At 68.6% G+C, this 25,557-nt stretch carries 28 protein-coding genes and 1 tRNA gene; 13 read left to right on the top strand and 16 right to left on the bottom strand.

Annotation, left to right across the window (positions count from 1 at the left end; all coding sequences use genetic code 11):
• Positions 1-3 precede the first annotated feature (3 nt).
• Positions 4-510: an acetyl-CoA carboxylase biotin carboxyl carrier protein gene (gene accB / locus ACX40P_RS05560; RefSeq protein WP_459125337.1), complete on the bottom strand. Its 507-nt coding sequence runs from the start codon at positions 508-510 to the stop codon at positions 4-6.
• Positions 511-542: 32 nt separating this feature from the next.
• Positions 543-977 carry a type II 3-dehydroquinate dehydratase gene (gene aroQ, locus ACX40P_RS05565; RefSeq protein WP_459125338.1) on the bottom strand — a complete coding sequence of 145 codons (435 nt, stop codon included), beginning with the start codon at positions 975-977 and terminating at the stop codon, positions 543-545.
• 82 nt (positions 978-1,059) lie between these two features.
• On the opposite strand from aroQ, the gene thiS reads away from it, so the two are divergent.
• Positions 1,060-2,064: a sulfur carrier protein ThiS gene (thiS, locus tag ACX40P_RS05570; protein ID WP_459126016.1), complete on the top strand. Its 1,005-nt coding sequence runs from the start codon at positions 1,060-1,062 to the stop codon at positions 2,062-2,064.
• An 85-nt stretch (positions 2,065-2,149) separates the two neighbouring features.
• Positions 2,150-2,338, top strand: coding sequence for a CsbD family protein (locus ACX40P_RS05575; RefSeq protein WP_459125339.1), 189 nt, complete (start codon positions 2,150-2,152; stop codon positions 2,336-2,338).
• Positions 2,339-2,421: 83 nt separating this feature from the next.
• On the opposite strand, the gene ACX40P_RS05580 is transcribed toward ACX40P_RS05575, so the two are convergent.
• The 7 genes from ACX40P_RS05580 to ACX40P_RS05610 all read right to left on the bottom strand — a co-directional run bounded on the left by ACX40P_RS05580 (position 2,422) and on the right by ACX40P_RS05610 (position 11,747).
• Entirely contained in the window at positions 2,422-3,894 is a 1,473-nt protein-coding gene (locus tag ACX40P_RS05580) for an amidohydrolase (RefSeq protein WP_459125340.1), read from the bottom strand.
• Positions 3,895-4,032: 138 nt separating this feature from the next.
• Entirely contained in the window at positions 4,033-5,763 is a 1,731-nt protein-coding gene (gene ggt, locus ACX40P_RS05585) for a gamma-glutamyltransferase (RefSeq protein WP_459125341.1), read from the bottom strand.
• The gene (locus ACX40P_RS05590; protein ID WP_459125342.1) at positions 5,763-8,885 is read right to left on the bottom strand and encodes a TonB-dependent receptor domain-containing protein; all 3,123 of its coding nucleotides are present in this window, start codon (positions 8,883-8,885) and stop codon (positions 5,763-5,765) included. The genes ggt and ACX40P_RS05590 overlap by 1 nt, the downstream gene beginning before the upstream one ends.
• A 239-nt stretch (positions 8,886-9,124) precedes the next feature.
• Positions 9,125-9,200, bottom strand: a tRNA-Thr gene (locus ACX40P_RS05595).
• Between the two features lie 17 nt (positions 9,201-9,217).
• The gene (locus tag ACX40P_RS05600; protein WP_459125343.1) at positions 9,218-10,093 is read right to left on the bottom strand and encodes a hypothetical protein; all 876 of its coding nucleotides are present in this window, start codon (positions 10,091-10,093) and stop codon (positions 9,218-9,220) included.
• Positions 10,090-10,440 carry an MmcQ/YjbR family DNA-binding protein gene (locus ACX40P_RS05605; protein WP_459125344.1) on the bottom strand — a complete coding sequence of 117 codons (351 nt, stop codon included), beginning with the start codon at positions 10,438-10,440 and terminating at the stop codon, positions 10,090-10,092. The genes ACX40P_RS05600 and ACX40P_RS05605 overlap by 4 nt, the downstream gene beginning before the upstream one ends.
• Positions 10,437-11,747, bottom strand: a complete 1,311-nt coding sequence (locus ACX40P_RS05610) for a replication-associated recombination protein A (RefSeq protein WP_459125345.1) — start codon at positions 11,745-11,747, stop codon at positions 10,437-10,439. Before ACX40P_RS05610 ends, ACX40P_RS05605 begins: the two co-directional genes overlap by 4 nt.
• Before the next feature lie 153 nt (positions 11,748-11,900).
• On the opposite strand from ACX40P_RS05610, the gene ACX40P_RS05615 reads away from it, so the two are divergent.
• Positions 11,901-12,452, top strand: coding sequence for a PadR family transcriptional regulator (locus tag ACX40P_RS05615; RefSeq protein ID WP_459125346.1), 552 nt, complete (start codon positions 11,901-11,903; stop codon positions 12,450-12,452).
• Positions 12,452-12,772: a DUF2218 domain-containing protein gene (locus ACX40P_RS05620; protein ID WP_459125347.1), complete on the top strand. Its 321-nt coding sequence runs from the start codon at positions 12,452-12,454 to the stop codon at positions 12,770-12,772. The genes ACX40P_RS05615 and ACX40P_RS05620 overlap by 1 nt, the downstream gene beginning before the upstream one ends.
• A gap of 1 nt (position 12,773) precedes the next feature.
• On the opposite strand, the gene ACX40P_RS05625 is transcribed toward ACX40P_RS05620, so the two are convergent.
• On the bottom strand, positions 12,774-14,063 hold the full coding sequence (locus ACX40P_RS05625; RefSeq protein ID WP_459125348.1) for an MFS transporter: 1,290 nt from the start codon (positions 14,061-14,063) through the stop codon (positions 12,774-12,776).
• A gap of 130 nt (positions 14,064-14,193) precedes the next feature.
• Between ACX40P_RS05625 and pgsA the strand changes: the two genes are divergently transcribed.
• Genes pgsA through ACX40P_RS05640 form a run of 3 tightly spaced genes read left to right on the top strand, consistent with a single transcriptional unit; the run spans position 14,194 to position 15,454 of the window.
• The gene (pgsA, locus tag ACX40P_RS05630; RefSeq protein ID WP_459125349.1) at positions 14,194-14,763 is read left to right on the top strand and encodes a CDP-diacylglycerol--glycerol-3-phosphate 3-phosphatidyltransferase; all 570 of its coding nucleotides are present in this window, start codon (positions 14,194-14,196) and stop codon (positions 14,761-14,763) included.
• Positions 14,763-15,020: a molybdopterin converting factor subunit 1 gene (gene moaD, locus ACX40P_RS05635; RefSeq protein WP_459125350.1), complete on the top strand. Its 258-nt coding sequence runs from the start codon at positions 14,763-14,765 to the stop codon at positions 15,018-15,020. The genes pgsA and moaD overlap by 1 nt, the downstream gene beginning before the upstream one ends.
• Complete coding sequence (locus tag ACX40P_RS05640; RefSeq protein WP_459125351.1) at positions 15,017-15,454, top strand: molybdenum cofactor biosynthesis protein MoaE; 438 nt, start codon at positions 15,017-15,019, stop codon at positions 15,452-15,454. The genes moaD and ACX40P_RS05640 overlap by 4 nt, the downstream gene beginning before the upstream one ends.
• 93 nt (positions 15,455-15,547) lie before the next feature.
• Here the strand turns inward: ACX40P_RS05640 and ACX40P_RS05645 are convergent, their stop codons facing one another.
• A complete protein-coding gene (locus ACX40P_RS05645; protein WP_459125352.1) occupies positions 15,548-16,444 on the bottom strand; it encodes a LysR substrate-binding domain-containing protein in 897 nt (298 codons plus the stop codon).
• 10 nt (positions 16,445-16,454) lie between these two features.
• A complete protein-coding gene (locus ACX40P_RS05650) occupies positions 16,455-17,213 on the bottom strand; it encodes a sulfite exporter TauE/SafE family protein (protein ID WP_459125353.1) in 759 nt (252 codons plus the stop codon).
• Positions 17,214-17,362: 149 nt separating this feature from the next.
• Between ACX40P_RS05650 and epsC the strand changes: the two genes are divergently transcribed.
• Together epsC and ACX40P_RS05660 are read left to right on the top strand one after the other, a co-directional pair.
• A complete protein-coding gene (gene epsC / locus ACX40P_RS05655; protein WP_459125354.1) occupies positions 17,363-18,043 on the top strand; it encodes a serine O-acetyltransferase EpsC in 681 nt (226 codons plus the stop codon).
• Positions 18,043-18,384, top strand: coding sequence for a DUF2794 domain-containing protein (locus ACX40P_RS05660; RefSeq protein ID WP_459125355.1), 342 nt, complete (start codon positions 18,043-18,045; stop codon positions 18,382-18,384). Before epsC ends, ACX40P_RS05660 begins: the two co-directional genes overlap by 1 nt.
• Before the next feature lie 16 nt (positions 18,385-18,400).
• On the opposite strand, the gene ACX40P_RS05665 is transcribed toward ACX40P_RS05660, so the two are convergent.
• Both ACX40P_RS05665 and ACX40P_RS05670 read right to left on the bottom strand, forming a co-directional pair.
• Entirely contained in the window at positions 18,401-19,084 is a 684-nt protein-coding gene (locus tag ACX40P_RS05665; protein ID WP_459125356.1) for a DUF2490 domain-containing protein, read from the bottom strand.
• A gap of 2 nt (positions 19,085-19,086) precedes the next feature.
• Positions 19,087-20,460 (bottom strand): glutamate--cysteine ligase, encoded by a 1,374-nt coding sequence (locus tag ACX40P_RS05670; protein ID WP_459125357.1) that lies wholly within the window; start codon positions 20,458-20,460, stop codon positions 19,087-19,089.
• 103 nt (positions 20,461-20,563) lie between these two features.
• Here ACX40P_RS05670 and ACX40P_RS05675 point away from each other — a divergent pair, with 103 nt between their 5' ends.
• Entirely contained in the window at positions 20,564-20,938 is a 375-nt protein-coding gene (locus ACX40P_RS05675; RefSeq protein ID WP_459125358.1) for a hypothetical protein, read from the top strand.
• 10 nt (positions 20,939-20,948) lie between these two features.
• Here the strand turns inward: ACX40P_RS05675 and ACX40P_RS05680 are convergent, their stop codons facing one another.
• Positions 20,949-21,692 carry a 16S rRNA (uracil(1498)-N(3))-methyltransferase gene (locus tag ACX40P_RS05680; RefSeq protein ID WP_459125359.1) on the bottom strand — a complete coding sequence of 248 codons (744 nt, stop codon included), beginning with the start codon at positions 21,690-21,692 and terminating at the stop codon, positions 20,949-20,951.
• Positions 21,692-22,108 (bottom strand): DUF2147 domain-containing protein, encoded by a 417-nt coding sequence (locus ACX40P_RS05685; RefSeq protein WP_459126017.1) that lies wholly within the window; start codon positions 22,106-22,108, stop codon positions 21,692-21,694. Before ACX40P_RS05685 ends, ACX40P_RS05680 begins: the two co-directional genes overlap by 1 nt.
• A gap of 345 nt (positions 22,109-22,453) precedes the next feature.
• On the opposite strand from ACX40P_RS05685, the gene ubiA reads away from it, so the two are divergent.
• The 3 genes from ubiA to ACX40P_RS05700 are packed head-to-tail and all read left to right on the top strand — an operon-like array spanning position 22,454 to position 25,503.
• Positions 22,454-23,362, top strand: a complete 909-nt coding sequence (gene ubiA / locus ACX40P_RS05690; protein ID WP_459125360.1) for a 4-hydroxybenzoate octaprenyltransferase — start codon at positions 22,454-22,456, stop codon at positions 23,360-23,362.
• Positions 23,363-23,393: 31 nt separating this feature from the next.
• The gene (locus ACX40P_RS05695) at positions 23,394-24,740 is read left to right on the top strand and encodes a TldD/PmbA family protein (protein WP_459125361.1); all 1,347 of its coding nucleotides are present in this window, start codon (positions 23,394-23,396) and stop codon (positions 24,738-24,740) included.
• Positions 24,733-25,503 carry an inositol monophosphatase family protein gene (locus ACX40P_RS05700; protein ID WP_459125362.1) on the top strand — a complete coding sequence of 257 codons (771 nt, stop codon included), beginning with the start codon at positions 24,733-24,735 and terminating at the stop codon, positions 25,501-25,503. The genes ACX40P_RS05695 and ACX40P_RS05700 overlap by 8 nt, the downstream gene beginning before the upstream one ends.
• The last annotated feature ends 54 nt before the right edge of the window (positions 25,504-25,557 follow it).

Consider the following 25,557-nt stretch of genomic DNA (forward strand, 5'->3'; position numbering starts at 1 on the left):
GGCTTACTCGACGACGACGAGCGGCTGGTCGAATTCGACGGGCTGGCCGCTCTCGACCAGGATCGCCTTCACCGTGCCGGCGGACGGCGCGGTGATCGGGTTCATGACCTTCATCGCCTCGACGATCAGCAGCGTGTCGCCCGCGGCGACGCTCTGCCCGACGGTGACGAACACCTTCGCCTCCGGATTGGGCGCGAGATAGGCGGTGCCGACCATCGGCGACTTAACCGCATTGACCGACGTCGCGGGCGCGGAGGCGCCGACCTCCGCCGCGGCGGGCGTTGCAGATGGCGCGGGGGCGGGGGCATACGCAGCGGCGGGCGGCGGCGCGTAGGCGACAGGCGCGGGTGCGCTCGCCTTGCGCGCGACGCGGACCTTGCGGTCGCCGTCCTCGACCTCGATCTCGGTCAGGCTCGTGTCGTCGAGCACCTGCGCGAGCTGTCGTACCAGATCGATATCGACGTTGATGCCGCGCGATGCCCCTTCCGGTGCTGTGCTGTTGTCGCTCATGTGCCCCTCGGTACTCGAAAGCGGCGGCTCTGTCAGATGCGGACGGCGGCGTCCAGCGCGAGCAGGTAGGAAAGCGCGCCGAAGCCCACGATGGTTCCACGCGCCGCCTGCCCGACGAAGCTGGTGTGGCGAAAGGACTCGCGCGTGTGCGGGTTCGACAGATGCACCTCGATCACCGGCGTGCGCACCGCCTTGATCGCATCGTGCAGCGCGATCGAGGTGTGAGTGAAGGCGCCCGCGTTCAGCAGCACCGCCTTCGCATCCCGCGCCTGCGCCTCGTGCAGCCAGTCGACGAGATGCCCCTCATGGTTCGACTGGCGCAGGTCGATCTCGACATCCAGCTCGCGCGCCCGATCCTCCAGCTGTCCGGCAATGTCGTCGAGCGTGTCGGCACCGTAGATCTCGGGCTCGCGCGTGCCGAGCAGATTGAGGTTCGGGCCGTTGAGGACGTAGATCAGGTCGGCCAAGCGCTGAGCCTTTCTGTGGCGTTGTGTGTGTCATCTACTATATGCCGCCCGATCCCGGATCAAATGACACGGAGTGGGAAATTTGCACAGCGACGGCACCGTATCGATCGTCCTGAACGGCGAACACAAGCGCGTCGCCGCCGGGCAGACGATCGCGCATCTGGCCGAGAGCCTGGGCCTCGTCCCCGCCAAGCTGGCGGTCGAGCGCAATCTGGAGGTCGTGCCGCGCTCGACGCTCGACCAGGTGATCGTCGAGGACGGCGACGAGCTGGAGATCGTCCATTTCGTCGGCGGCGGCGATCATGTCGCGGCGATCACCGACGACAGCTGGAGCGTCGCCGGGCGCACGTTCCGCTCGCGGCTGATCGTCGGCACCGGCAAGTATCGCGATTTCGAACAGAATGCCGCTGCGGTCGCCGCATCGGGGGCGGAGATCGTCACCGTGGCGGTGCGGCGCGTGAACGTCAGCGACCCGAACGCGCCGATGCTGACCGACTATATCGACCCGAAGAAGGTCACCTACCTGCCCAATACCGCCGGCTGTTTCGACGCCGACAGCGCGATCCGCACGCTGCGGCTGGCGCGCGAAGCGGGGGGCTGGGACCTGGTGAAGCTGGAGGTGCTGGGCGAGGCGCGGACGCTGTATCCCGACATGGTCGAGACGCTGCGCGCGACCGAGGTGCTGGCGAAGGAGGGCTTCCTGCCGATGGTGTACTGCGTCGACGATCCGATCGCGGCGAAGCGGCTGGAGGATGTCGGAGCGGTCGCGATCATGCCGCTGGGCGCGCCGATCGGTTCGGGGCTCGGCATCCAGAACCGGGTGACGATCCGCCTGATCGTCGAGGGCGCGGGCGTGCCGGTGCTGGTAGATGCGGGTGTCGGCACGGCGTCCGATGCGGCGGCCGCGATGGAGCTGGGCTGCGACGGCGTGCTGATGAACACCGCGATCGCGGAGGCCAAGGATCCCATCCTGATGGCCGCCGCGATGAAGGCGGCGGTGGAAAGCGGGCGCCTCGCTTATCGCGCCGGGCGCATGGCGAAACGCCGCTATGCCGACCCGTCGAGCCCGCTCGCCGGACTGATTTAAGTCAACGCCGGGGGAACGCGGACAGCGGATGTACGTTAACTTATCCGACAGCGCCGCCGTCGTGGCGGCCGACAGGAGACATCAAATGGGCGAGTTCGTCGACAAGGTTAAGGGCAACGTGAACGAGGCCATCGGCAAGGCGAAGCAGGCCGTGGCCGGCGACGGCGAAGACCGGAACGACAAGCTGGCCGCCGAAGGCGCCGCGCAGGAAGCCAAGGGCAAGACCCAGCAGACCGTCGGTACGGTCAAGGGCGCGCTCGGCGACGATATCTGATCGTTCCCATTACGCTACTGAACTGAGAAAGGGCCGTCCGGGCGACCGGGCGGCCTTTTCACTGTGGCGTCGCTGATGCGCCGCTATTGCCCGATCGTCCCGGCCGCCATCGGCTTGCGATAGTCCAGCGCCGGCTTGCGATCGCCCAGCATTGCTTCGTACTTCCAGTCGGGTCCGCGCAGCTTCAGCAATTCCGACTTGGCGTCGGCCAGTGTTTTGGGGCTCTGGAACAGCTCCGCGGCGGTCAGCGCGATCGTCTTCGCCGCGACCACGCCGCCCTTCGCCCCGATCGACATGCCCGATGCCGCCACCGCCTGCCAGCTGTGCGCCGGGGTGCCGGGCACCCACGTGGCGGTGCCGAGACCCACCGTCGGCGTAACCCAGCTGATGTCGGACACGTCGGTCGATCCGCCGCCGTCGCCACCGCGCGAGATCGGGCCGATCTGCGCGGCGCTTTCGAGCGGGCGCTTGACCTCAAGCGTCGATTGCAGCCCCTGCGCCCAGCTGGTTTCGGCCGGGGTCCATTTCGGCCCGCCGACCGCGGTCAGGTTGCGGTGCATGACCTCCGCCAGCGTGTCGTTGCCGAGCATCGAATAGACGCCGCCGGTGATCTCGTTGCTGACGCTCGTCTCGGTCGCGAGCGCGGCGCCCTCGGACGCTTTCACGACGCGCGCCCACACCGACTTGACGAGTGCGGGGTCCACGTCGCGGACGTAATAATAGACCTCGGCGGCGTCCGGGACGACATTGGGCGCCTCGCCGCCGTTAGTGATGACATAATGGATGCGCACCGACGACGGGACATGCTCGCGCATCATATTGACCGCCATGTCCATGACCTCGACCCCGTCGAGCGCCGAGCGACCCCGCTCGGGGGAGGCGGAGGCGTGGGCGGCCAGCCCCTTGAAGCGGAACTTGCCCGAGATGTTGGCGCGGCTCTTGCCGACCGACACGCCGTTGCCGCTGCCCGGATGCCAGTGCAGCGTCGCATCGACGTCGTCGAACAGGCCGGCGCGGACCATGTAGACCTTGCCCGACCCGCCTTCCTCGGCGGGGGTGCCGTAGACGCGCAGCTCGCCCGTGATCTTGTTGGCGACCATCCAGTCCTTGATCGCGAGCGCCGCCGTAACGCTGGCGGCGCCGAAGATGTTGTGGCCGCAGGCGTGGCCGGCGGCCTTGCCGGCAATGACCTGCTTGGCCGGCGTCGCGGTCTGCGCGAGGCCGGGCAGCGCGTCATATTCGGCGAGCACGGCGATGACCGGCCCCTTGCCGTTCCTGAACGATGCGACGAACGCGGTCGGCATGCCGGCAACGCCGGGGGTGACGGTGAAGCCGCCCTTCTTCAGTTCGGCTTGGAGAATCGCTGAGCTCTTCGTCTCCTGATAGCCGACCTCGGACAGATCCCAGATCGCCTTCGCCGTCGAGGCGAGGGTCGCGCCGCGATCGTCGACGTCGGCCACGATCGCTGTGCGTTGCGCGTCGGGCAGGGCCTGCGCGTGCGCGGACGCCGGCAGGATCAGGGCAGTGGCGAGGAGGAGGGTGCGACCTGCAAGCATGATTATCTCCCGAACCGTTCGTGCTGAGTAGCGACTGAGCCTGTCGAAGGCGCGTATCGAAGCATCGTCCCCAGACCAAGTCCTTCGATACGCCATTTCGACTTCGCTCAATGGCTACGCAGGACGAACGGCGTTGTGCTACTTTACGCCTACCGCCGCGGCATCCGGCCGGCGGCTGTCGGCGGCACCCAGAAAGCGGTCGCCGTCGACCATGATCGACTGGGTGCTGCCCATCGTGTTCGATGGCCGGACCTTGTGCCCGCGCGCTTCCAGCAGCTGCACGATATCGGGCGAGAAGCCTTCCTCCAGCTCCAGCGGTGCATCGCCACCGCCCTGGTTCACGCGTGGGCGCTGGGCGGCTTCGGCGACGTTCAGGCCGTGGTCGAGGACGTTGGAGAGCAGCTGCACCATCGTCGCGATGATATAGCCGCCGCCGGGCGTGCCGGTGACCAGCCAGGGCTTCTCGTCCCTGAACACGATGATCGGGGTGATCGTCGATCCGACGCGCTTGCCCGGCACCGGCTGCGTCGCCTTCGCCGTGGGACCGGTGCGACCCCAGGCGAGGTTGCCGAGCGAATTGTTCAGCAGGATGCCCGTGCCCGGCGCGACGACGTGCGCGCCATAGGAGGCCGACAGCGTATAGGTGTTGCTGACCGCGTTCCCGGCTGCGTCGGCGATCGAATAATGCGTCGTGTCCTTGCTTTCGAACGGATAGGGATTGCCGTCCGCCACGTCGGCGGCACCGAGCGAGCGGTCCGGGCGGATCAGCTTGGCGCGTTCGGCGGCATAGCCCTTGGACGCGAGGCCGTGTGTGGGCGAACGCCAGTCGGGTCCGCCACCCACGAGGCGGCGATCGGCGGACACCAGCTTCATCGTTTCCGACAGCAGGTGCAGGTTTGCGACCGAGCCCCAGCGCGCGTCCTTGACCGGAAACGTCTCGAGGATGTTCATCGCCTCGGCGACGCTGACGCCCGAGGCGGTCGGGGGCATATAGGCGATCTTCTGCCCGCGGTAGCTGGACCAGATCGGCGCGGAAACGACGACCTTGTAGTCGGCCAGATCCTTCGCGTCGATCACGCCGCCGCCGGCCCTGATCCCCGCGGCGATGCGCTCGGCAAGCGGGCCGGTGTAGAAGCCGTCGCGGCCTTTGGCGGCGATGATCTTGAGCGTCGCGGCGAGGTCGGGCTGCTTCCACAGTTCGCCCGGTGCATAGGTGCTGCCGTCGGGCTTGAAATAGACCGCCAGCGCCGCGGGGTCGTCAGCCATCGCCGCTTTCTGGTCGGCGTTGGCCTTGGCTTCGTCATCCGACAGCACGACGCCGCCTTCTGCCATCGCGATCGCTGGCGCGATCAGCGTCCCCCACGGCAGCGACCCGTACAGCTTGTGCGCCGCCCACAGCCCTGCGACGGTGCCGGGGATGGCGACGCCCTTCATCGAATAGCCCTTGGCGGTATCGAACCGCCCGTTCGCTCCGATCAGCAGGTCGGGCGTGGTATGGCGGCTGGCCTGACCGTAATAGTCGATCGCGATGTCCTGCGCGGGCTTGCCGTCCTTCGCCGCCATGTGGACGAGCATGTAGCCGCCGCCGCCGACGTTGCCCGCGCGCGGCAGCGTGACCGCGAGCGCGAAGCCCATCGCGACCGCCGCGTCGACCGCGTTGCCGCCCTTGCGCAGGATATCCGCACCGACGCGGGAGGCCATCGCGTTCTGGCTGACGACCATCCCGCCGCGCCCGATCACGGGCTTGTGGATCTGATCGTAGGCGACGATGTCGCCGCCGGTGACGGCCCGCTGGGGCGGGCCCTCCTCCTGCGCGACGAGCGGGCTCGCGAGCGCCAGGATGGCGACGGCGGCGACAAAGCGGCGCATCAGAAGCTCGACTGCAGGTTGGCGTACCAGTAGCGCGCGTACGGCTGGTAGAGCGAGCCGAGGAAGCCCTCGCTCGACAGCGGCGGCTGCTTGTTGCCGATATTGCGGACACCCAGCCGGAAGCGGTGACGCCCTTCGCCGCTGCGACGATCGCCGAAGCGGACCTGCGCGTAGAGGTTGAGCGTCGTCCGCCCCTCGACCAGCAGCGGCACGCCATTGATCGTCGCGCCGGTGTCGTCGACATCGCTGACGTAATTGGTGAAGCCGCCGACTTGGAACGGGCCCATCGACCAGGTCAGCGATCCCGTCACGCGCCATTCGGGCTTGCCGTTCACCCGCACCTGATCGCCGCCATCGGAAATGACGGTGTCGCGGTTGATCGTCCCCGCCGCACGCGCGTCGATCAGCGCCTGCACGTCGGGCGAGGGGGTGAGGAAATAGGTCTTGAGATAGGCCGCATTCACGTTGGCGACGATGCGGCCGATGCCGAAGTCGCGCACCCGCCAGTTTAGTCCGAAGTCCCAGCCGGACACTTCCTGCGGCTGCAGATTGCGATACTGGTCGCGCACGAACAGCACGCGGCCGGCGGGGGCGAGCCCCGATCCGGCGAACAGTGCGATGTCGTCCGCGGTCGGATCGGCGCGGATGACGTTCGGGTCGGTCGATCCGCTGACCCGCAGCAGATAGTCGTTGATGAGCGCGTTGCCCTCACCGAAGATGCCGACGATGTCGCGCTGCTTGATGTTCCAATAGTCCGCCGTCAGCGTCAGCTTGCCGACGATGTCGTCGAGGATCGCCGGCTGGACGACGATGCCGGTGGTCCAGTTGGTCGACTGCTCGGGCTTCAGGTCCGGGTTGCCGGCGCGCTGCGCCGTCGTCGCAAAGCTCTGCGCGCAAGCCGTCCAGGTCGCGATCGCGCCGCGACGCAGCTGCGCCTCGCAGCGGATCGGGTCGAGGCGGGTGTTCGAGCGCGTGACCAGCCGCGCGTTAACCTGTTCCAGGTTCGGCGCGCGGAAGCTTTCGGCATAGGAACCGCGCAGGCGGACGCCGGGCACGATGTCCCACGCACCGGCGATCTTGGGCTTCGCCACCGATCCCGCGTCCGAATAATTCTCGAACCGCCCGGCCAGCTGGAATTCGAGGCGGTGGATGAGCGGAATGTTCATCGACGGCGACACCACCGGCACCGCGGCCTCGACATAGGCGCCGAACACGTCGCGCCGCCCGCTCGTGTCGGGCGAGTTGCTGGTGCCGACCAGGTCGGACGGATTGACGAAGCCGGTCACGCTGTCGGTGAACTGGATCGTGCCGTCGACGCGCGGATCGCGATCGTCGAGCTGCGTCTCGCGGCGCGCCTCGACACCGAACGCAACGCCCAGATTGCCGCCCGGCAGCGCGATCAGATCGGCTTTCGATCCTTTAAGGTCCGCCAGCGCAAGCGTCGCCTTGTTACGGCGCGTGGTGGTGATGCGGATCGCGTCGATCGCCGCGCGGCTCGACGGCGTTCCGTCGGCGAGGCTGGGGAAGGCGAGGTTGCCGCCGTTGAACGGGTTGTACGCGTCGGCGGTGGCCAGGCCCAGCTGGCGCTGCAGCGCGGTCGCGCTGATGCCGGTCGACTGGTCGACGACGGTCGCTTCCGAATACAGCGCCGCGCTCTCGAAATCGATGCCGAACAGCGAGAAGCGCACGCCGGCCAGCCCGCGCCACTGTTCGTTGTCGACGTCGACGATATTGGGGCCGAAATCGGAGAAATTATAGCTCGTCAGCGTGACGGCGAGACCCGCGGCAGGCGTGTTCAGGCCGGCGATGCGGTTGGCGCTGCCGGTCGGGCCAAACGGGTTGTAGAAATTGGTCGCCGGGACGACGATCGGACCCGCGGCGAGCGTGCCGGGCGAGCTCTGGATGCTGTTGGTGGACGCGCGGTAATAGCCTGCCTCGCCGAACAGCTCGAGGCCCTCGGTCAGTTCGTACTTGCCGTTGGCGAAGAAGTTGTAGCGCTCGACCTTCGGCAGGATCGTGCGGTTATACGCCTGCGTCGGGTCGAAGCGTGTATTGCGATCGGCGGCGGCGGTGTTGTTGCCGTCGTCGATGCAGATGCCGGTGTTCGACGGGACCACGGCCGAGCAGCCGCCGTTGGCGGTCGGCTGGATGTGGAACACGCCGGCGGCACTCGTCACCAGCGCGCCGGTCGTGCCGGTGCCTTGGCGCACGGCGACGCCGCCGCGCGTCGTGAACACGCCCCACGGCGTGATCGTCGAGCGTCCGTCAAGCGTGGTGCTACCCTCGAACGGGGTGCCGACGAACAGACCGCTCTTCACGTCCGACGCGGTATAGTCCTGATCCGCCGCGCGCAGCATCGTGCGCGATTCGCGCGATGCGAACACGGTGATGTTGCCGCGATCGCCCAGCCGCGTGCCGGCCAGCAGGTTGAGGTTGGTCTCCAGCAGGTTGGTGTCCTCGGCGAACCCGACCTGCCCTTCGAACTGCACGCCGACGAAATCGGACTGGAGCACCGTGTTGACCACGCCCGCCACCGCGTCCGACCCGTAGATCGCGGCGGCGCCGTCGCGCAGCACTTCCAGCCGCTCGATCCCGAAGGCGGGGATCGTGTTGCTGTTGACGGTCAGCACGGGGACGAGATTCTCGTTCGCGCGGCTGGTCGGGTGATTGACGACACGGCGACCGTTCAGCAGCACCAGCGTGTTGCCGACGCCCAGGTTGCGCAGGTTGATCGATCCGACGTCGCCGCGCGCGGCGTTCGAGCTGTTGGGCAGATAGCTGGCGTTGAACGTCACGTCGCCCAGCTGCGGGATGGCGCGCAGCAGCTCGTCGCCCGAGGTGGCGCCAATGCCGGCCAGCTCGTCCTGACCCACGACTGTCACCGGCAGCGCCGCCGTCACCGAACTGCCGCGAATCTGCGTGCCGACGACGACGATGTCGCTGGCGGGACCGGTGTCATCGCCCTGCGCCGCGGCCTGCGCCGCGTTGGTCGCCGCGCTGTTGTCGGAGGGCGGCGTGGCGCTGGTGCGAGTCTGGTCGGTCTGGGTAGCTGTCTGCGCGAAAGCAGGGCCGGCGAGGACGATCGCGGCGGTCGTCGCTAGATAGGATGCACGGTGGATCATCGAGAAAGCCCCCTGATTATGTGATGGCGCTCCCCCGAGCGCGACGCTTCCGAACGGAATGCTGCGCAGTTTGCGCCGGATCGTGCCCGCGTCCAGCGTCGATCGGCCGATCCGGGCAATTTCCTTTCAAGCGATGCGATTCGGCAACACTCATGTTGACTTGAATCGGCGCGCAGGGCCGCATGGCAAAGCCGGCGATGGAAGAGGGGTTCGGGCGCGATCGCCGTCGTCAGGTGACGTGGTGCCGGTTGCAGGAATCGAACCCGCGACCTTCGGTTTACAAAACCGCTGCTCTACCAGCTGAGCTAAACCGGCACGCCCGCGTCTTTGCGTCAGGCGACGCCGAAGGTCCAGCCCTCGGTGCGTGCGATCGTGTCGGTCATCTCGGCCGGCTGCCAGAGTTCCGGCCGCGCCGCATTGGCGCGCAGCCAGGCGGCGGTCAGGATCGCGTCGCTGGCGTGGTCGTCGATTGCGCCACTGCGGCCGGTAGGCGCGGAGCCGAGGGCGGCGAGCGCGATGTCGAGGTCTTCCCAGCAGCGGATCTTGCTCAGCCCCTTGCGCAGGCCCGCGGCGCGGGCGGCGATCGTCGTGTAGATCTCGACGATCGCGGGGCCGGTTTTGGGGATCGGGTCGAACGGCCAGACGGGCACGCGGCCGGCGAGGCGATGCAGCACGCGCATGCCGGTCAGGCTGGACTTGCCGACCTGCGCCGCGCCGATCAGGTTGAAGCAGCTCGACGGCGACAGCCCCATCGCCTGCTGCCCCGCCTCGCAAACGCGCAACCGGCCGCGACCGGTGCCGAACAGGTCGCCGGTGCCGGTCTGGTGGCGGAAGTGTCGCGTCGCCTCAACGTGCGCGAGGAAGCCGTTGGCCGACAGATGCTGGTCGTCCGCGGACAGGCGGTCGACCAGCGCCCACAACGCGCGGGCGTCCGCCACGTCCTCGTCCCAGCCCGGAAAATAGCCGCCCCGGTCGGCGAAGGGCAGCGCGGGCGAGAGGTCGAGACCGATGAGGATGTCGCTACCGGCGTCTGCCAGCTTCAGCAGCCAGTCGAGCAATCGTTGCCGGGACAAACCACCCTCCGCCTGCATCAACTCCGGTGCCGTCGTGCCGGTCGAAGCGAGGGCGACCGCCAGCCCTTTCGGTCTAGCCACCGCCTCGCCCGACCAGTCGATCACCGCGAAATTACCGAAGTGTCGTTCTGTCACGGCCGCTCTCCCCCTCGCGCCTTCTGCTGCGTCTTGCTCGCGCGATCCCACCACGCGCGGTCGATCAGCAGGCGGATGCGATCCTGCGCGTGCGTGCCGTAGCGCACCAGCACCGCCGGCCAGCCGTCATAGTGCGGCGTCTGCCAGAAGGTGTCGGGGTCGGTCTCCATCAGCACCGCCTTGTCGGCTTCCGCGACGTGCAGCACGAAGCTGTCGGGATCGGGCGATGTCGCCGCGATCAGCATCTTGCCGCGCAGCTTGACCGCGGGCGCGCCGTAGCTGGTCGAGGCCTCGGTCTCCGGCAGCGCCAGCGCGACCGCGACGGCATCGTCCCAGTCGCGGATCATGGCCGGTCCTTCCGCCGCTCGTCCCACCACGCCATGCGCTCGGCGAGCCGTTTCTCGAACCCGCGATCGGTCGGCACGTAGAAATCGCGCGGCGCCATCTCGTCGGGCCAGTAGTTCGCGCCGGAGAAACCGTCCTCGGCATCGTGATCGTACTCATACCCCTGACCATAGCCGATATCGCGCATCAGCTTCGTCGGCGCGTTCAGGATGTTGGCGGGCGGCATCAGCGATCCCGTCTCGCGCGCCGCCTTCCACGCCGCCTTCTGCGCGGCATAGGCGGCATTCGATTTGGGCGCGGTGGCGAGGTAGAGGCATGCCTGCGCGATCGCCAGTTCACCCTCCGGCGAGCCGAGAAAGTCGTAGGTGTCCTTGGCGGCGATACACTGCACCAGCGCGTTCGGGTCGGCGAGGCCGACATCCTCCACCGCCGCGCGGGTCAGGCGGCGCAGGAGGTACAGCGGCTCCTCGCCCGCGGTCAGCATCCGCGCGAGATAGTAGAGCGCGGCCTGCGGATCGCTGCCGCGGATCGATTTGTGGAGCGCGGAGATGAGGTTGTAATGCCCCTCGCGATCCTTGTCGTACACCGCGACGCGGCGTTGCAGGAAGGCGCCGAGCCCCGCCGGATCGAGCGGTTCGGGCAGGTCGACCGACCACAAGGTCTCGGCCTGATTGAGCAGGAAGCGACCGTCGCCATCCGCACTCGCCACCAGTGCGTCGCGCGCCGCCGTCGTCAGGGGCAGGGGGCGTTCCATCAACGTCTCCGCCCGGTCGAGCAGCAGGTCCAGCGCAGCGCGATCGAGCCGGTGCAGAATCAGCACCTGCGCGCGGCTGAGCAGCGCGGCGTTGAGCTCGAACGAGGGGTTCTCGGTCGTCGCCCCGACCAGCGTCACCGTTCCGTCCTCGACATAGGGCAGGAAGCCGTCCTGCTGCGCGCGATTGAAGCGATGGATCTCGTCGACGAACAGCAACGTGCGCTGACCCGCGCGCGCCGCCGTCTTCGCCTCGGCGAACGCCTTCTTCAGGTCGGCGACGCCGGAGAACACCGCGCTGATCGCGACAAACCGCAGGCCGACGGCATCGGCGAGCAGCCGCGCGATCGTCGTCTTGCCTGTGCCGGGCGGCCCCCACAGCACGATCGACGACAGCCGCCCCGCCGCCACCATCCGCCCGATCGCGCCCTCCGGCCCGGTGAGATGATCCTGCCCGACGACCTCGTCCAGCGTGCGCGGACGCAGGCGATCGGCGAGCGGCGCGCTGTCGGGCAGGGGCGGCGCGGGCGGTTCGAGCCCGGCGAGAAGGTCGGCCATGCTGCTCAAGATAGGCGGCTTCGCAAAAAAATGCAGGGCCGCTCTTGCGTCAAACGCATCAAGATATATCTTAGCCACATCATGATTCGTTCAAGAGAAATTGAAATGCATAGATTTGGCAAGCCGCACGGGCGTGGTTTCGGCGATGGCGGAATGCGCGGACGTCGCGATTTCGGGCCGTTCTCGGTTCAGTGGGACATGTCCGGTCCGCACGGCGGCGGCGGCCACGGTGGTCCGCGCGGACGACGCCGGGTGGTGTCGGGGCAGGAGCTGCGGCTCGTGCTGCTGAAGCTGATCGCGGACCGGCCGCGCCACGGCTACGACCTGATCCGCGAGATCGACGAGCGCACCGGCGGCGAATATGCGCCGAGCGCGGGCGTCGTCTATCCGACGCTGACGATGCTGTCGGACATGGACCTGATCGGCGAGCAGCCGAGCGACGACGCGAAGAAGGTCTATGCCATCACCGACACCGGCCGCGACTATCTGGAGCGGCATGCCGACGAGGTGGCCGGACTGCTGGCGCGGCTCGAGGCGCTCGGCACGTCGGGCGAGAAGACCCGCTCCGGGCCGGTGATGCGGGCGATGGGCAATCTGCGCCAGGTGCTGCGCCACCGGCTGCGCGAGGGCGAGGTGCCGACCGAGACGGCGCACGCGATCGCCGACATCCTCGACGACGCCGCGCGTCGGATCGAGCGGCTGTGATGGCGCACATAGCGACGGCGCGGACGCCGACCGATCACGCGGCCAAGTATCTGCAGCAGCTGTGCAAGCACTGGCAGCACAATCTGGCCGTCACCTTCGACGCGACGCACGGCACGGTTATCTTTCCCCGCGATGCGCGCGGGGCGGACTGGCCGGGCGATGCGACGGTGACCTTCGATGCGCAGGACGACGCGCTCGTCACCCGGATCGAGGCGAGTGCCGAAGGGCAGCTGGACGGTTTGAAGGGCGCGGTCGCGCGTCACCTCGATCGCTTCGCGTTCCGCGAGGCGCCGCTCGGCTTCGACTGGGTGGACGGATAATTTAGTCGCAGGCCTTGTGCAGCTTCTGCGCCAGCCAAGCGGAGACGAGGCACATCGCCGCGACGAACAGCAGCATGTCCTGCGGGCGCACGCCCGCGCTGCCCAGCAGACTGACCACGACCGCGCTGATCGTCATCGCGCCCGAATTGACGACGTTGTTGGCGGCGACGGTGCGCGCGGTCTGGTCCTTCGTGACGGTCGTCGTCAGAAACGCATACAGCGGAACGACGAAGACGCCGCCGGCGATCGCGATCGCGAACAGCGTCACCACGATCAGCAGCGACTGCGGATGGAGCAGGAATTCCAGCACGCCGAACAATCGTCCGTCGGGCGCCGGCACGAAGGTCCGCACCTCCACCGCGAAAGCCAGCACCAGCGCGGCCATGATGATGACCGCGATCGGCGAATAGCGCGCGGAGATTTTGCCCTTCAGCAGCATGTTGATGACGACCGACCCGATCGCGACGCCGACCGAGAAGATCGCGATGGTCAGGCTGGCGACGCGTTCGTCGGCAGTCAGCACGTTCTTCACCAGCAACGGGAAGACGATGATGAGGATCATGCCGATCGACCAGAAGAAGCTGATCGCGAGGATCGCGAGGAACAGCCGGCGGATATGCATCGTCGCCGCGATTAGATGCCACGATGCGGTGAAGGGGTTGTAGTTGATCTTCAGCTTCGGCCCGACGCGCGGGGCGGGGGGAACCATGCGCCCGGCAAACCAGCCGATCAGCGCCACGACGATGACCAGCACGGCGGCGGCCTCGACCGAGACGAAGCCCGCCATCACCGTTCCCAGCAGGATGGACAGATAGGTCGCCGCCTCCACCATGCCGGTGCCGCCCAGCACCTCGTCCTCCCCAAGATGCTGGGGCAGGATCGCGTATTTGATCGGGCCGAAGAAGGTCGAATGCGTGCCGAGCATCAGCACCGCGCCCAGCATCATGCCGAGGCCCACCGAGATATAGCCCGCCTTCGCCGCCAGCAGCCCGGCCGCGCCGAAGATCATGATGAAGATCTCCGCCGTCTTCACGATGCGGATGATGCGGGCCTTGTCATGGGTATCGGCCAACTGGCCTGACAGGGCTGACAGCAGGAAGAACGGCAGGATCGCGAGCGCGCTGGCGACCGAATTGAAGTGCGCCTCCATCTCGACGTCGTTGAAGACCTGATAGGTCGCGAACAGGACCATCGCGGTCTTGAACAGATTGTCGTTGAAGGCGCCGAGAAACTGGGTGACGAACAAGGGAAGGAACCGGCGTTCCTTCAATAGCCCGAGGGCGCTTATCATGAAAATGGCGTCCCGGCCGTTCCTGTTGCGGGCGGGCATAGCGGATGCGGGGCCGGGGCGGCAACGTGGTTTGTTGCGACGGGATAGTAGGACGTTGCGGCCATCGCCCGCGCCGCCTAGACCGGCGACAATGCTGACCCTTCCCAACCTGCTGACGCTGTCGCGCATCGTCGCGGTGCCGTTGCTCGTCGCGTTCCTGTGGTGGCCGCAGTGGGAGGCGGGCTATGCGCTTGCTTTCGCGCTGTACTGCATGATGGGGCTCACCGATTATTTCGATGGCTATGTCGCGCGGGCGCGCGGCACGGTGTCGAAGCTCGGCCAGTTCCTCGATCCGATCGCCGACAAGATCATGATAGCAGCGGTCATCCTGATGCTGGTCGGCACGCGGTTCGAGGATCGCGCGATCATCACCGGCGTCCACCTGATCGCGGCGATGGTGATCCTGCTGCGCGAAATCATGGTGTCGGGGCTGCGCGAGTTCCTCGGTGGGATACAGGTATCGATGCCCGTCTCCCGCCTCGCCAAATGGAAGACGACGCTGCAACTCGTGGCCCTCGGCGCTTTGATCCTGGCGGGCGCGCTGCCGGCCTATGCCTTCGTCAAGACGGTCGGGCTCGTCTCGCTATGGGGTGCGGCGACACTGACGTTGCTGACGGGGTGGGATTATTTGCGCGTCGGGCTGAAGCACATGGACAGCTGATGGCGGTCGAGATGCTCTATTTCGCCTGGGTGCGCGAGAGCGTAGGCGCGGGGCAGGAGCGGGTCGATCCCCCGGCGGAGGTCACGACCGTCGCCGCGCTGCTCGACTGGCTGGCGGCGGGCAGCGACGCCCACGCGTCCGCGTTCGCCGATCGCGCCCGTCTGCGCGCCGCGATCGACCAGCGCTTCGTGCCGCTCGATACGGCGCTCGGGAGCGCGCGCGAGGTGGCGATCTTCCCCCCGGTGACGGGCGGGTGATCCGCATTATCGTCGATGCTGCGCCGATCGACGTGGCTGCTGCGCTGGCCGAAGTCGAGGGTGCCGACGTTGGGGCGATGGCTAGCTTCACCGGCCTCGTTCGCGCCGACGACGGCGTCGGCGTGCTGGAGCTCGAACATTATCCGGGCATGACCGAGGCGGCGCTGGAGGCGGTGGCGCGGATCGCCGTCGAACGCTGGAGCCTGACCGCGGCGACGATCCACCACCGCGTCGGCGCGATGACGCCGGGAGAGCGCATCGTGTTCGTCGCGGCGGCGGCGGCGCATCGCGGTGCGGCGCTGGAGGCTTGCGCCTACATGATCGATCGGTTGAAGACCGATGCGCCGTTCTGGAAGCGCGAGGTGCGCGACGGCGCGGCGCGCTGGGTCGAGGCGCGGGCAGGGGACGATGCCGCGGCGGCGCGGTGGGGGTGACGCACCGCCGTGCTCCCGCGCAGGCGGGAGCCCAGAGCCGCAGGAGCGATCGTCTGTAACCCTGGGCTCCCGCCTGCGCGGGAGCACCGCTGGTTATCGCTCCGCCAGCACGCTCGCCAGCAGCCGAAAGTCCTTCTCCCGCGGCGAAGCCTTGCGCCACACCAGCGCGATCCGCCGCGCCGGATTGTCGGCGGACAGCGGAGAGGACGTCACCTGCGTTCCCTCCAATATCCCAGACACGATCGCCATTTCGGGCAGGATGGTGACGCCCAGCCGGTTGTCGACCATCTGCACGATCGTGTGCAGCGACGTGCCGAGCATCGTCGCCTCCGCGCGGATCTCCGGCCGGTTGCACGCGGCCAGCGCATGGTCCTTCAGGCAATGCCCGTCCTCCAGCAGCAGCAGCCGCGTCTCGTCGATCTCGCTGGCGCGGATCGTCGCCGGGCGGGGTTCGATCTCGCCGATCGGATAGGCGAGGTGCAGCGCATCGTCGAACAACTCGACGCTCTCGATATCGCCGCAGGCATAGGGCAGCGCGAGCAGCACGCAGTCCGTCCGCCCCTGATTGAGTCGCTCGCAGGCTGCAGCGCTCGGTTCCTCGCGCAGATAGAGCTTCAGGTCGGGATAGTCGCGGCGCAGGCGTGGCAGGATGCGCGGCAGCATGAAGGGTGCGATCGTCGGGATAACGCTCATCCGCATCTCGCCCGACAGCGGTCGTCCCGCCGCGCGGGCCAGGTCGCCCAGCTCATCGACTTCCCGCAGCACACGCCGTGCCTTCTCGACGATGCGTTCGCCCAGCGGGGTGAAGCGCACCACCCGCCGCGTCCGCTCGACCAACGTCACGCCGATCAGCGTCTCCAGCTCGCGAATGCCCGCCGACAGGGTGGACTGGGTGACGAAGCACGTCTCCGCCGCCCGCCCGAAATGCCCGACATCGCGCAGCGCGACCAGATATTGCAGCTGTTTGATCGTGGGCAGGTACGTCGTCATGCCGCCCGTGTTAGCCGAGCGAGCGGTACAGATTATAGAGGCTTGTCAGCGTCAGGATCACGCCGACCAGGATCATCAGCGTCCGCGCTGGCACGCGCTTGGCCAGCAGCGCCCCGAACGGCGCCGCCACCACGCCGCCGATCAGCAGGCCGACGGTGGCGAGCGTGAACGCCTCCCACCCCAGCTGCGTGATGAAGGTGGCGGAGATGGTGGCGGCGAGGAAGAATTCCGCTGTGTTGACCGTGCCCACCGTCATGCGCGGGCTGGCGCCCTGTACCAGCAGGTTGGAGGTCACCACCGGCCCCCAGCCGCCGCCGCCCGCGGCATCGAGGAAGCCGCCGACCAGGCCGAGCGGCTCGACGATCTTTGGCTTGCGCTCGATCGGCGGGTGGTGCCACCCGCGCCACAGCAGGTAGAGGCCGATCGCGATCAGATAGGTCAGGATGAACGGCTTGGCCGCATCGGCATGGATGTTCGACAGGACATAGGCACCCAACACGCCGCCGATCACGCCCGGGATCATCAGGCGAAAGAACATGCGCCACTGCACGTTCCGGTGCAGCACGTGGCTTGCCCCCGACACGGCGGTGGTGAACGTCTCGACCGTATGCACGCCCGCGGACGCGGCGGCGGGCGATACGCCCAGACCCAACAGCAGCATGTTCGACAGCACGCCGAACGCCATGCCCAGTGCCCCGTCGATAATCTGTGCCGCGAACCCCACCGCGATGAAGGGCAGCAGCGCCGTCCAGTCCAGTCCCTCGAGCATGCAAATTCCCTGATGATTCTGCGCGAGCATGATGGCGTCGGGCAATGCCGACAAGACAGATGGGCTTTCATATCCCAAAGCTGAAAACGCGCCGCGCTGGAAATCGGCGCGTTGCGGGACTACATCGCCCGGCGGTGAAGGGGACTGCGATGCGACGGCTCGTCGACTATCTCGATTCGATCAAGGCGCGCGATCCCGCGCCCCGGTCGCGCTGGGAGATATTGCTGTATCCGGGCGTGCTGGCGCTGGGCATGCACCGCATCGCGCACGCGCTGTTCCGCGCCGACCTGTTCTTTCTCGCGCGCTTCGTGAACCACTGGTCGCGCGCGCTGACGGCGATCGACATTCATCCGGGTGCCGTGATCGGCCGCAATTTCTTCATCGACCACGGCTTCACCGTTATCGGCGAGACGGCGGTGATCGGCGACGACGTGACGATCTACCAGTGCGTGACGCTGGGCGGGACGAGTCCCGACAACGGCGTCGCTGGCAAGCGGCATCCGACCATCGCCGACGGCGCCATCGTCGGGTCGGGCGCGCAGGTACTGGGCCCGATCACGGTCGGTGCCCGCGCGCGGGTCGGGGCGAATGCGGTGGTGACGCGCGACGTGGCGCCCGGCGCGACGATGGTCGGCATCCCGGCGCGGCCGGTGGTGGTGGAAGCGGAAACCTATCAGCGCGACTTCATGCCCTATGGCACGCCTTGCCGCGACATGAGCGAGGCGAGCCAGACCCGCTTCGTCCAGATCGAGCGCGAACTTGCCGAGTTGCGCGCGCTGCTCGCCGAGCGCAACGACGTCAGCAATGATGCGGAGCGCGACCGCGCCTGATGGGTATTGTCACGCCGTTTCCGACGCCGTCAAAGGCCACGCAGATCGGTTTCGACCGCGTCGAACTCTCCCGCATCCTCGACCTTTACGGCCGCATGGTCGCGGCGGGGAAGTGGAAGGACTATGCGATCGACCTGGGCCGCGACGCCGCGACCTTCGCCGCCTTCCGCCGTGCCGCCGAGCGCCCGGAATACCGGATCGAGAAGCGGCCCGCGCTGCGCAGCCGGCAGGGCATGTGGGCGTTGATCGGCGAACAGGGCGCGGTGCTGAAGCGGGGGCACGAGCTCGGGCCCGTGTTGGCGCCGGTCGAGCGGCGGTTGCTGAAGCTGATTGAGGAATAGGCGCGGCTACCCCGTCCTAATCGTCCAGCTTCGGCGTTGCGTGCTTGGTCATGTTCAGCGTCATCTGCACGCTCAGCGCATGTTCCATCTGCGCCCGCGCCCCGTTTCCGCCGAAGCGATACTGGTTCAGATATCCCGCATCGACGCTGACATTCTTCCCGATCGGGAAGGTCAGACCGACGATGTTGCGCATCCGCTCGTAGCCGCGGCGCTGGCCCCAGCTGGTGCTGTTGGGCATGAAGAAGGATTCGTGGCTGTAGAACAGCGCATATCCTTTGTCCGCCAGCGGCAGATTGTAGCGCAGCAGCGGACGCACGCGAAAACCGATGCCGTCGCGGTCGTCGCGGAACCGTTCGTCGACGCGAAACCGCCCGACGAAGCGGCCATAGGTCAGGATGACATGCTGGCGGATGCGATCCTCGTCGGCGCCGCGCGCGCCATTGTGTCCGCCGACGCGGCGATAGCCGAAACCCAGTTCGATATGCGACGTGGCACGATAGCCCAGGATCGCGCCGACCTCGGTCTGGTACAATCCGCCCTGCCGGTCGCTGAACCGCGTGATCTGTTCGACCGTCACGCGCAGCTTGTCGGCGATCGGCGCATTGGCGTTGATCTGCAGCCACAGCTGGCCGTCATGCTGCTGCGCCCGCGCCGGCATCGCCGACATCGCCAGCGCGGCGCACAGGCACCGAACGCGCATCGTCAGAAGCTGTACTCGTCGTAGACGCGCGACAGGTCGCCGTTCCACACGCCGTTGTAGCGATCGAGCAGCACCTGCGCCGGCACCTTGCCCGACCGAACGGTCTCGCGCAGCGGGTCGAGGAACCCCGCCTCGCTGTCGCCCGCGCCGTTCAGGCGCGCGCGCGCCGACAGGCCGGCCGTGGCGATGTCCAGCACCTCGCCCGCAATATCGCGCAGCCGCCCGCCGCCGGGAATGGGCGCGTCGAGCGCCAGCTTCGGCACCGCGCTGCGCAGCGCCTCGCGCTCCTCCATCGTCCAGTTCTTCACCACGTCCCACGCCGCATCCAGGGCGCCGTCGTCGTAGAGCAGCCCGACCCACAGCGCCGGCAGCGCGCAGATGCTATCCCACGGGCCGCCGTCGGCGCCGCGCATCTCGAGGAAGGTCTTCAGCCGCACCTCGGGAAAGGCGGTGGAGAGATGGTCGTTCCAGTCGTCCATCGTCGGTCGCTCGCCCGGCAGGACCGACAGCTCGCCCTTCAGGAAATCGCGGAAAGACAGCCCGGCGGCATCGATGTAGCGGCCGTCGCGATAGACGAAGTACATCGGCACATCGAGCGCGTATTCGGCATAGCGTTCGTAGCCGAAGCCGTCCTCGAACACGAACGGCAGCATGCCGGTGCGGTGCGGGTCGGTGTCCGACCAGATATGGCTGCGATAGCTGAGGAAGCCGTTGGGCTGGCCTTCGGTAAACGGCGAATTGGCGAACAGCGCGGTGGCAAGCGGCTGCAGCGCCAGCGAGGTCCGGAACTTCTTCGCCATGTCGGCTTCGGACGCATAGTCCAGGTTCACCTGGATCGTGCAGGTGCGCAGCATCATGTCGAGGCCCATGGTGCCGACGCGCGGCATATGGTTCAGCATGATGCCGTACCGTCCCTTCGGCATGCGCGGCAGGTCGTCGCGCGCCTTGTCGGGCCACATGCCCAGGCCAAGGAAGCCGATGCCGAGCGTCTCGCCGACCGCCTTCACCTGTTTCAGGTGGCGCCCGGTCTCGGCACAGGTTTGGTGCAGGTTTTCGAGCGGCGCGCCCGACAGCTCGAACTGTCCGGCCGGCTCAAGGCTCACCGATCCGTCGTCGCCGTTGAGCGCGATGACCTTGCCGCCTTCAAGGACGGGGCGCCAGCCGAACTGCTCCAGCGCGGCCAGCAGATCGCGGATGCCCCCCGGCTCGTCATAGGACGGCGCGTGGTGATCGCCGACCGCATAGACGAACTTCTCATGCTCGGTGCCGATGCGCCACCGCTCCTTCGGCTTCTCGCCGCGCGCGAAGCTGGCGTAGATTTGATCGAGCGACTCGATCACCGGCGCATTGCTGGTCGAAACCGTCTTGGTCGTCATGGTCGCGCCCTTACGCGCGGGCGAAGGGCGGCGCTAGTGGGCGGTCATCGGGCGTTCAGGCAGCCGGCAGGAAGCTGGCCGAAACGACAGGGGAGACGGCGAGATGCGGACGGTGGTTCTGATGGCGGCAGGGATGCTGATAGCGGTGCCGGCGTCGGCGCAATTCACCGATCGCGCGCCGCCGACCAGCCGCACGCCCCCACCGATCCTGCGCGGCGACGCGCGGCTTCCCGATCCGGCGGTGTCGCGCGACGTCCGCGACATCGACCGCCAGATCCGTCGTGGCCGCGATGCCGGCACGCTGACCCGGCGCGAAGGACGCGCGCTCCGCCGCCAGAGCGCGCAGATCGGCTCGCTCGCCGATCGCTATGCCGCCGACGGCATGTCGGATCAGGAGCGACAGGAATTGCAGCTGCGCGCCGGCGTGCTGCGCGATCAGGTCAACCGCGACCGGTTGCGCGGGGCGGGGCGGAAGTAGCGTTCGCCTGTCACCAATCCCCCGCCGCCGCCATCCACAGGCTGACCGCCGCCGCCGCCGCCGTATCCGCGCGCAGGATGCGCGGGCCGAGCGAGATGCCGATCGCCGACGGCAGCGCCCGGATGGCCTCGCGCTCCGCGGCGTCGAATCCGCCTTCGGGCCCGATCAGGATCGCCGCCGGACCCGCATGACCCCGCATCGCCTCCAGCGTGGGCGCGCCGCCCGTCTCGTCGGCGAAGAACAGCGCGCGTTCCGCCGGCCAGTCGCGCAGAAGCGGCGTCAGCTTCACCAGCGGCTCGATCGCCGGCACCGCCGTCCGCCCGCACTGCTCCGCCGCCTCGATCATATGCGCGCGCAGCCGGTCGGCGTTGACGCGGTCCACCACCGTCCGCCGCGTCTCGACCAGCACCAGTCGCGCCACGCCCAGCTCGCACGCCTTCTCGGCCAGCCAGTCGATCCGTCCCTTCTTCAGCGGCGCGGCGACCAGCCACAGGTCGGGCACCACCTCCGCCGGCCGCAACTGCTCGCGCACCACGAGCGTGAGATCGCGCTTGCCGACCCCTTCCGCCACGCCCAGCCATTCGCCGGAGTTGCCATCGAACAGCTTCACCGGATCGCCCACCTTCGTGCGCATCACCGCGATCAGGTAATGCGCCTGCGCCCCGTCGATTCGCACCACCACGCCGTCCGACAGCGGCGACTCGACGAACAGCCGCGGGGTCGACTGCGGCGGCCAGGCGGGCGTCGCCGCCATCACTTCTTGCCGACCACGCGCGTCCACACCTGCTGCTTGCAGCCCAGCCGCCCGAACAGGCAGCCTTCGCCGATCAGCCGGTTCGCCCCGTCCATGCTGATCGTGCCGGTGAAGCTGCGGTCGATGTCGGGGACGTAGACGTCGCCCTGCCACAGATTGTAGTCGGTCTGCCGGAAGTCGCTGAACAGGCGGGTGCCGACCAGCGTCCCGCCCCGCGCGGCGACATCCGCCTTCGCCTTGGCACTCGCCGAGATGACGGTCCCGCACATGCCGGCATCCCGCGCCTTCGAACAGGGCGCGGCGCGCAGCTGCACGGTGTTGGCGGCATTGCGCCACACGCCCGCCCATTTCGGCGCCGGCGCGGCGGAGGCGGGGGCCGCGAGCAGGGCGGCGGCGAGCAATGGGAGGAAGCGCATCAAGGGATCATCTCCTGCAGACTGGCGCCAATGTGTCTATCGCGGGGCGGGGCACAAGGGGGAGCGTTTGCTCCCATCCGTTCGTGCTGAGCGAAGTCGAAGCACTTGGCGTAGCGCTTTGGCCTTCGACTTCGCTTAGGCCAAACGGAGATGGGGATATTTGCCGAACCCCGCGATTTCCCACGCCGCCACGATCTGTCAGTAGGGCGCGATGACCGGTGCAGCCAATCCACCACCGTGCTCCCGCGCAGGCGGGAGCCCAGGGTTACAGACGATACCGCGTGCGGTTCTAGGCTCCCGCCTGCGCGGGAGCACGGCGGCGCGCTTCGACATGCGCCCAGCCGCATGACCGCCCCCATCGTCCCCGACAGCCAGCATCGCGGCATCGTTGCCCGCCTGCCGCCGACCCTGCGCGACCTCGCCCAGCTCGCGCGGTTCGATCGGCCGATCGGGTGGTGGCTGCTGTTCTGGCCGGGCGCGTGGGGTGTCGCGCTGGCGGGCGGAGCGGTGGCGCGGTGGCCGCTGATCCTGTGGCTGCTGGCGGGCAGCATCGCGATGCGCGGCGCGGGCTGCGTCTACAACGATATCGTCGACCGCGATCTCGACGCCCGCGTGGCGCGCACCGCATCACGCCCGGTCGCGAGCGGCGCGATTTCGGTGAAGCTCGCCTGGGCCTGGCTGGTCGCGCTCTGCCTCGTCGGCCTGATCGTGCTGATCCAGTTGCGCATCCCCGCCGCGATCGTCGCGGTCGCCAGCCTCGCCCCCGTCGCCGCCTATCCGTTCATGAAGCGCATCACCTGGTGGCCGCAGGCGTGGCTGGGCATCGTCTTCAGCTGGGCGGCGCTGGTCGGCTGGGTGGAGGTGTCGGGCGGTTTCGCGCTGGCCGGGGCGCTGTTCTACGCCGGCAGCATCGCGTGGGTGATCGGCTACGACACCATCTATGCGTTGCAGGATGTCGAAGACGACGCGTTGATCGGCGTGCGCTCTTCCGCCCGTGCGCTGGGCGCGCAGGTGAGAGGCGGGGTTGCCGCCTTCTACGCCGCAGCGGTGGTGCTGTGGGGCGGGGCGGTGTGGAGCATCCGGCCCGATCCCGTCGCGCTGATCGCGCTGGCGCCGGTTGCGCTCCACTTCGTCTGGCAGATCGCGACGCTGGTCCCAAGCGACGGCGCCAACGCACTCGCCCGCTTCCGGTCGAACCGCAATGCCGGCCTGCTGATGTTCCTCGCCTGCGTCGTCGTCGGCACGCAACTTTGACGATTGCGCACCCGCACCCTAACTGCACGCCATGCTGACCGCCGCCCAAGCCGCCGATACCGCCGCCGCCTTCGTCGAGCGCGCCCGCGCCGCCGGGGCCGATGCCGCCGACGCGGTCTTCGCCGCCAGCGCATCGACCGGGGTCGAGGTGCGGATGGGCGCGCTGGAGGATGTCGGCCGGTCGGAAAGCGCCGACCTCGGCCTGCGCGTCTTCGTCGGGCGCCGCTCGGCCAGCGTCGCGACGTCGGACCTCTCCGCCGATGCGCTCGCCACCCTGGTCGATCGCGCGATCGCGATGGCGCGGCTGGCGCCCGAAGATCCGTGGGCGGGCCTCGCGCCGGAAGACCGCCTGCTGAAGGGTGTCGGCCCCGATCTCGACCTTGACGACGGCGGCGATCCCGCCCCCGATGCGTTGAAGGCCCGCGCGCTCGCGGTAGAGGATGCCGCCCGCGCCGTACCCGGCGTGGCGATGAGCGACGGCGCGTCCGCCTCCGCATCGCGCACCACTATCGCGCTCGCCACCAGCCACGGCTTCGTCGGCGGCTATACGCTCAGCAGCTACGCCGCCTCCGCCAGCGTGCTGGCCGGCACCGCCGGGGCGATGGAGCGCGACTATGCCGGCCACAGCGCGCGGCACGAACGCGATCTGGATGCCGCCGAAGCGATAGGGCGGCTGGCCGGCGAACGCACCGCGGCGCGCGCCAATCCGGGGCGGATGCCCAGCGGCGCGATGCCGGTGGTGTTCGATCGCCGCATTTCCGGTGGCCTGATCGGCGCGCTGGTGGGTGCGATCGGCGGGGCCGCGATCGCACGGCGCACCAGCTTCCTGCTCGACGCGCTCGGCACGCGCATCCTGCCCGCCGGAATCGACGTGATCGACGATCCGCACCGCCCGCGCGGGCTCCGTTCGAAACCGTTCGACGGGGAGGGGCTGCCCGTCTCGCCGCTCGCGATCGTGCAGGACGGCGTGCTCCAGACCTGGCTGCTCGACAGCGCGTCGGCGCGGCAACTGGGGCTGGAGCCGACCGGCCACGCCGCGCGCGGCGTCGGCGGCGGCCCCGTCGCGTCCTCGACCAACCTCTATCTCGCCGCCGGCCCGACGCCGCGCGACACGCTGATCGGCGAGATAGACCGCGGCGTGCTGGTGACCGAGACGATCGGCCACGGCGTGAACGGGGTGACCGGCGACTACAGCCTCGGCGCGGCGGGCTTCCTGATCGAGCGCGGCGAAATCGTCGGTCCGGTCAGCGAATTCACGATCGCGGGCAATCTGAAGACGATGTTCCAGCAGCTGACGCCGGCCAGCGACCTCGAATTCCGCGGCGGCGTCAACGCGCCGACGCTGCGGATCGACGGGATGACGGTCGCGGGTGGCTGACCTAGCGGACCGGGTCGCGGGCGTAGCGCGGGAGGCGGGGGCGCTGGCGCTGGCGCGCTGGACGACCGACTTCCGCCGCTGGGAGAAGACGCCGGGAAGCCCGGTGTGCGAGGTCGATCTGGCGGTCGACGCGCTGCTGCGCGAACGGCTGGAGGCGCTGCTGCCCGACGCCGGCTGGCTGTCGGAGGAGACCGTCGACGATCGTCTGCGGCTGGAGCGGCGGCGGGCGTGGGTGGTCGATCCGATCGACGGCACCCGCGACTATATCCGCGGCCGCCCCGGCTGGGCGGTATCGATCGCGCTGGTCGAGGACGGCCGGCCGGTGATTGCCGTGCTCGACGCGCCGGCCCGCGACGAGATCTGGCGGGCCGAGGCGGGGCAGGGCGCGACCCGCAACGGTCTGGCCCTTCGGGTCACGTCGCGCGAGCAGCTACCCGGCGCCCGCGTCCCGGCCGATGCGTTGCCGAAGGTTGATCGCGATCTGGTCGCGGTCGCGAAGCCCAACGGCATCGCACTGCGTATCGCCATGGTCGCGGGCGGCGAGGCCGACCTCGTCGCCACCACCCGCTGGGGCCATGAATGGGACATCGCCGCCGCCGCCCTCATCGCGACCGAGGCGGGTGCGGTCGTCAGCGACGCGTTCGGCGCGCCGATCGCGTTCAACACGGCGTCGGCCAAGGCGTTCGGCGTGCTCGTCTCGTCACCGGGCATCCACGGCGCCGCCGTCGAGCGCCTGGCCGAGCGGGCGCGGGCGGCGGTTTAGAAACGCTGTCCTACATCGCGGCGATCTGCTTCACACGGCCGGATGATGCTCCTG

It is taken from the genome of Sphingomonas sp. RS2018, from assembly GCF_054489605.1.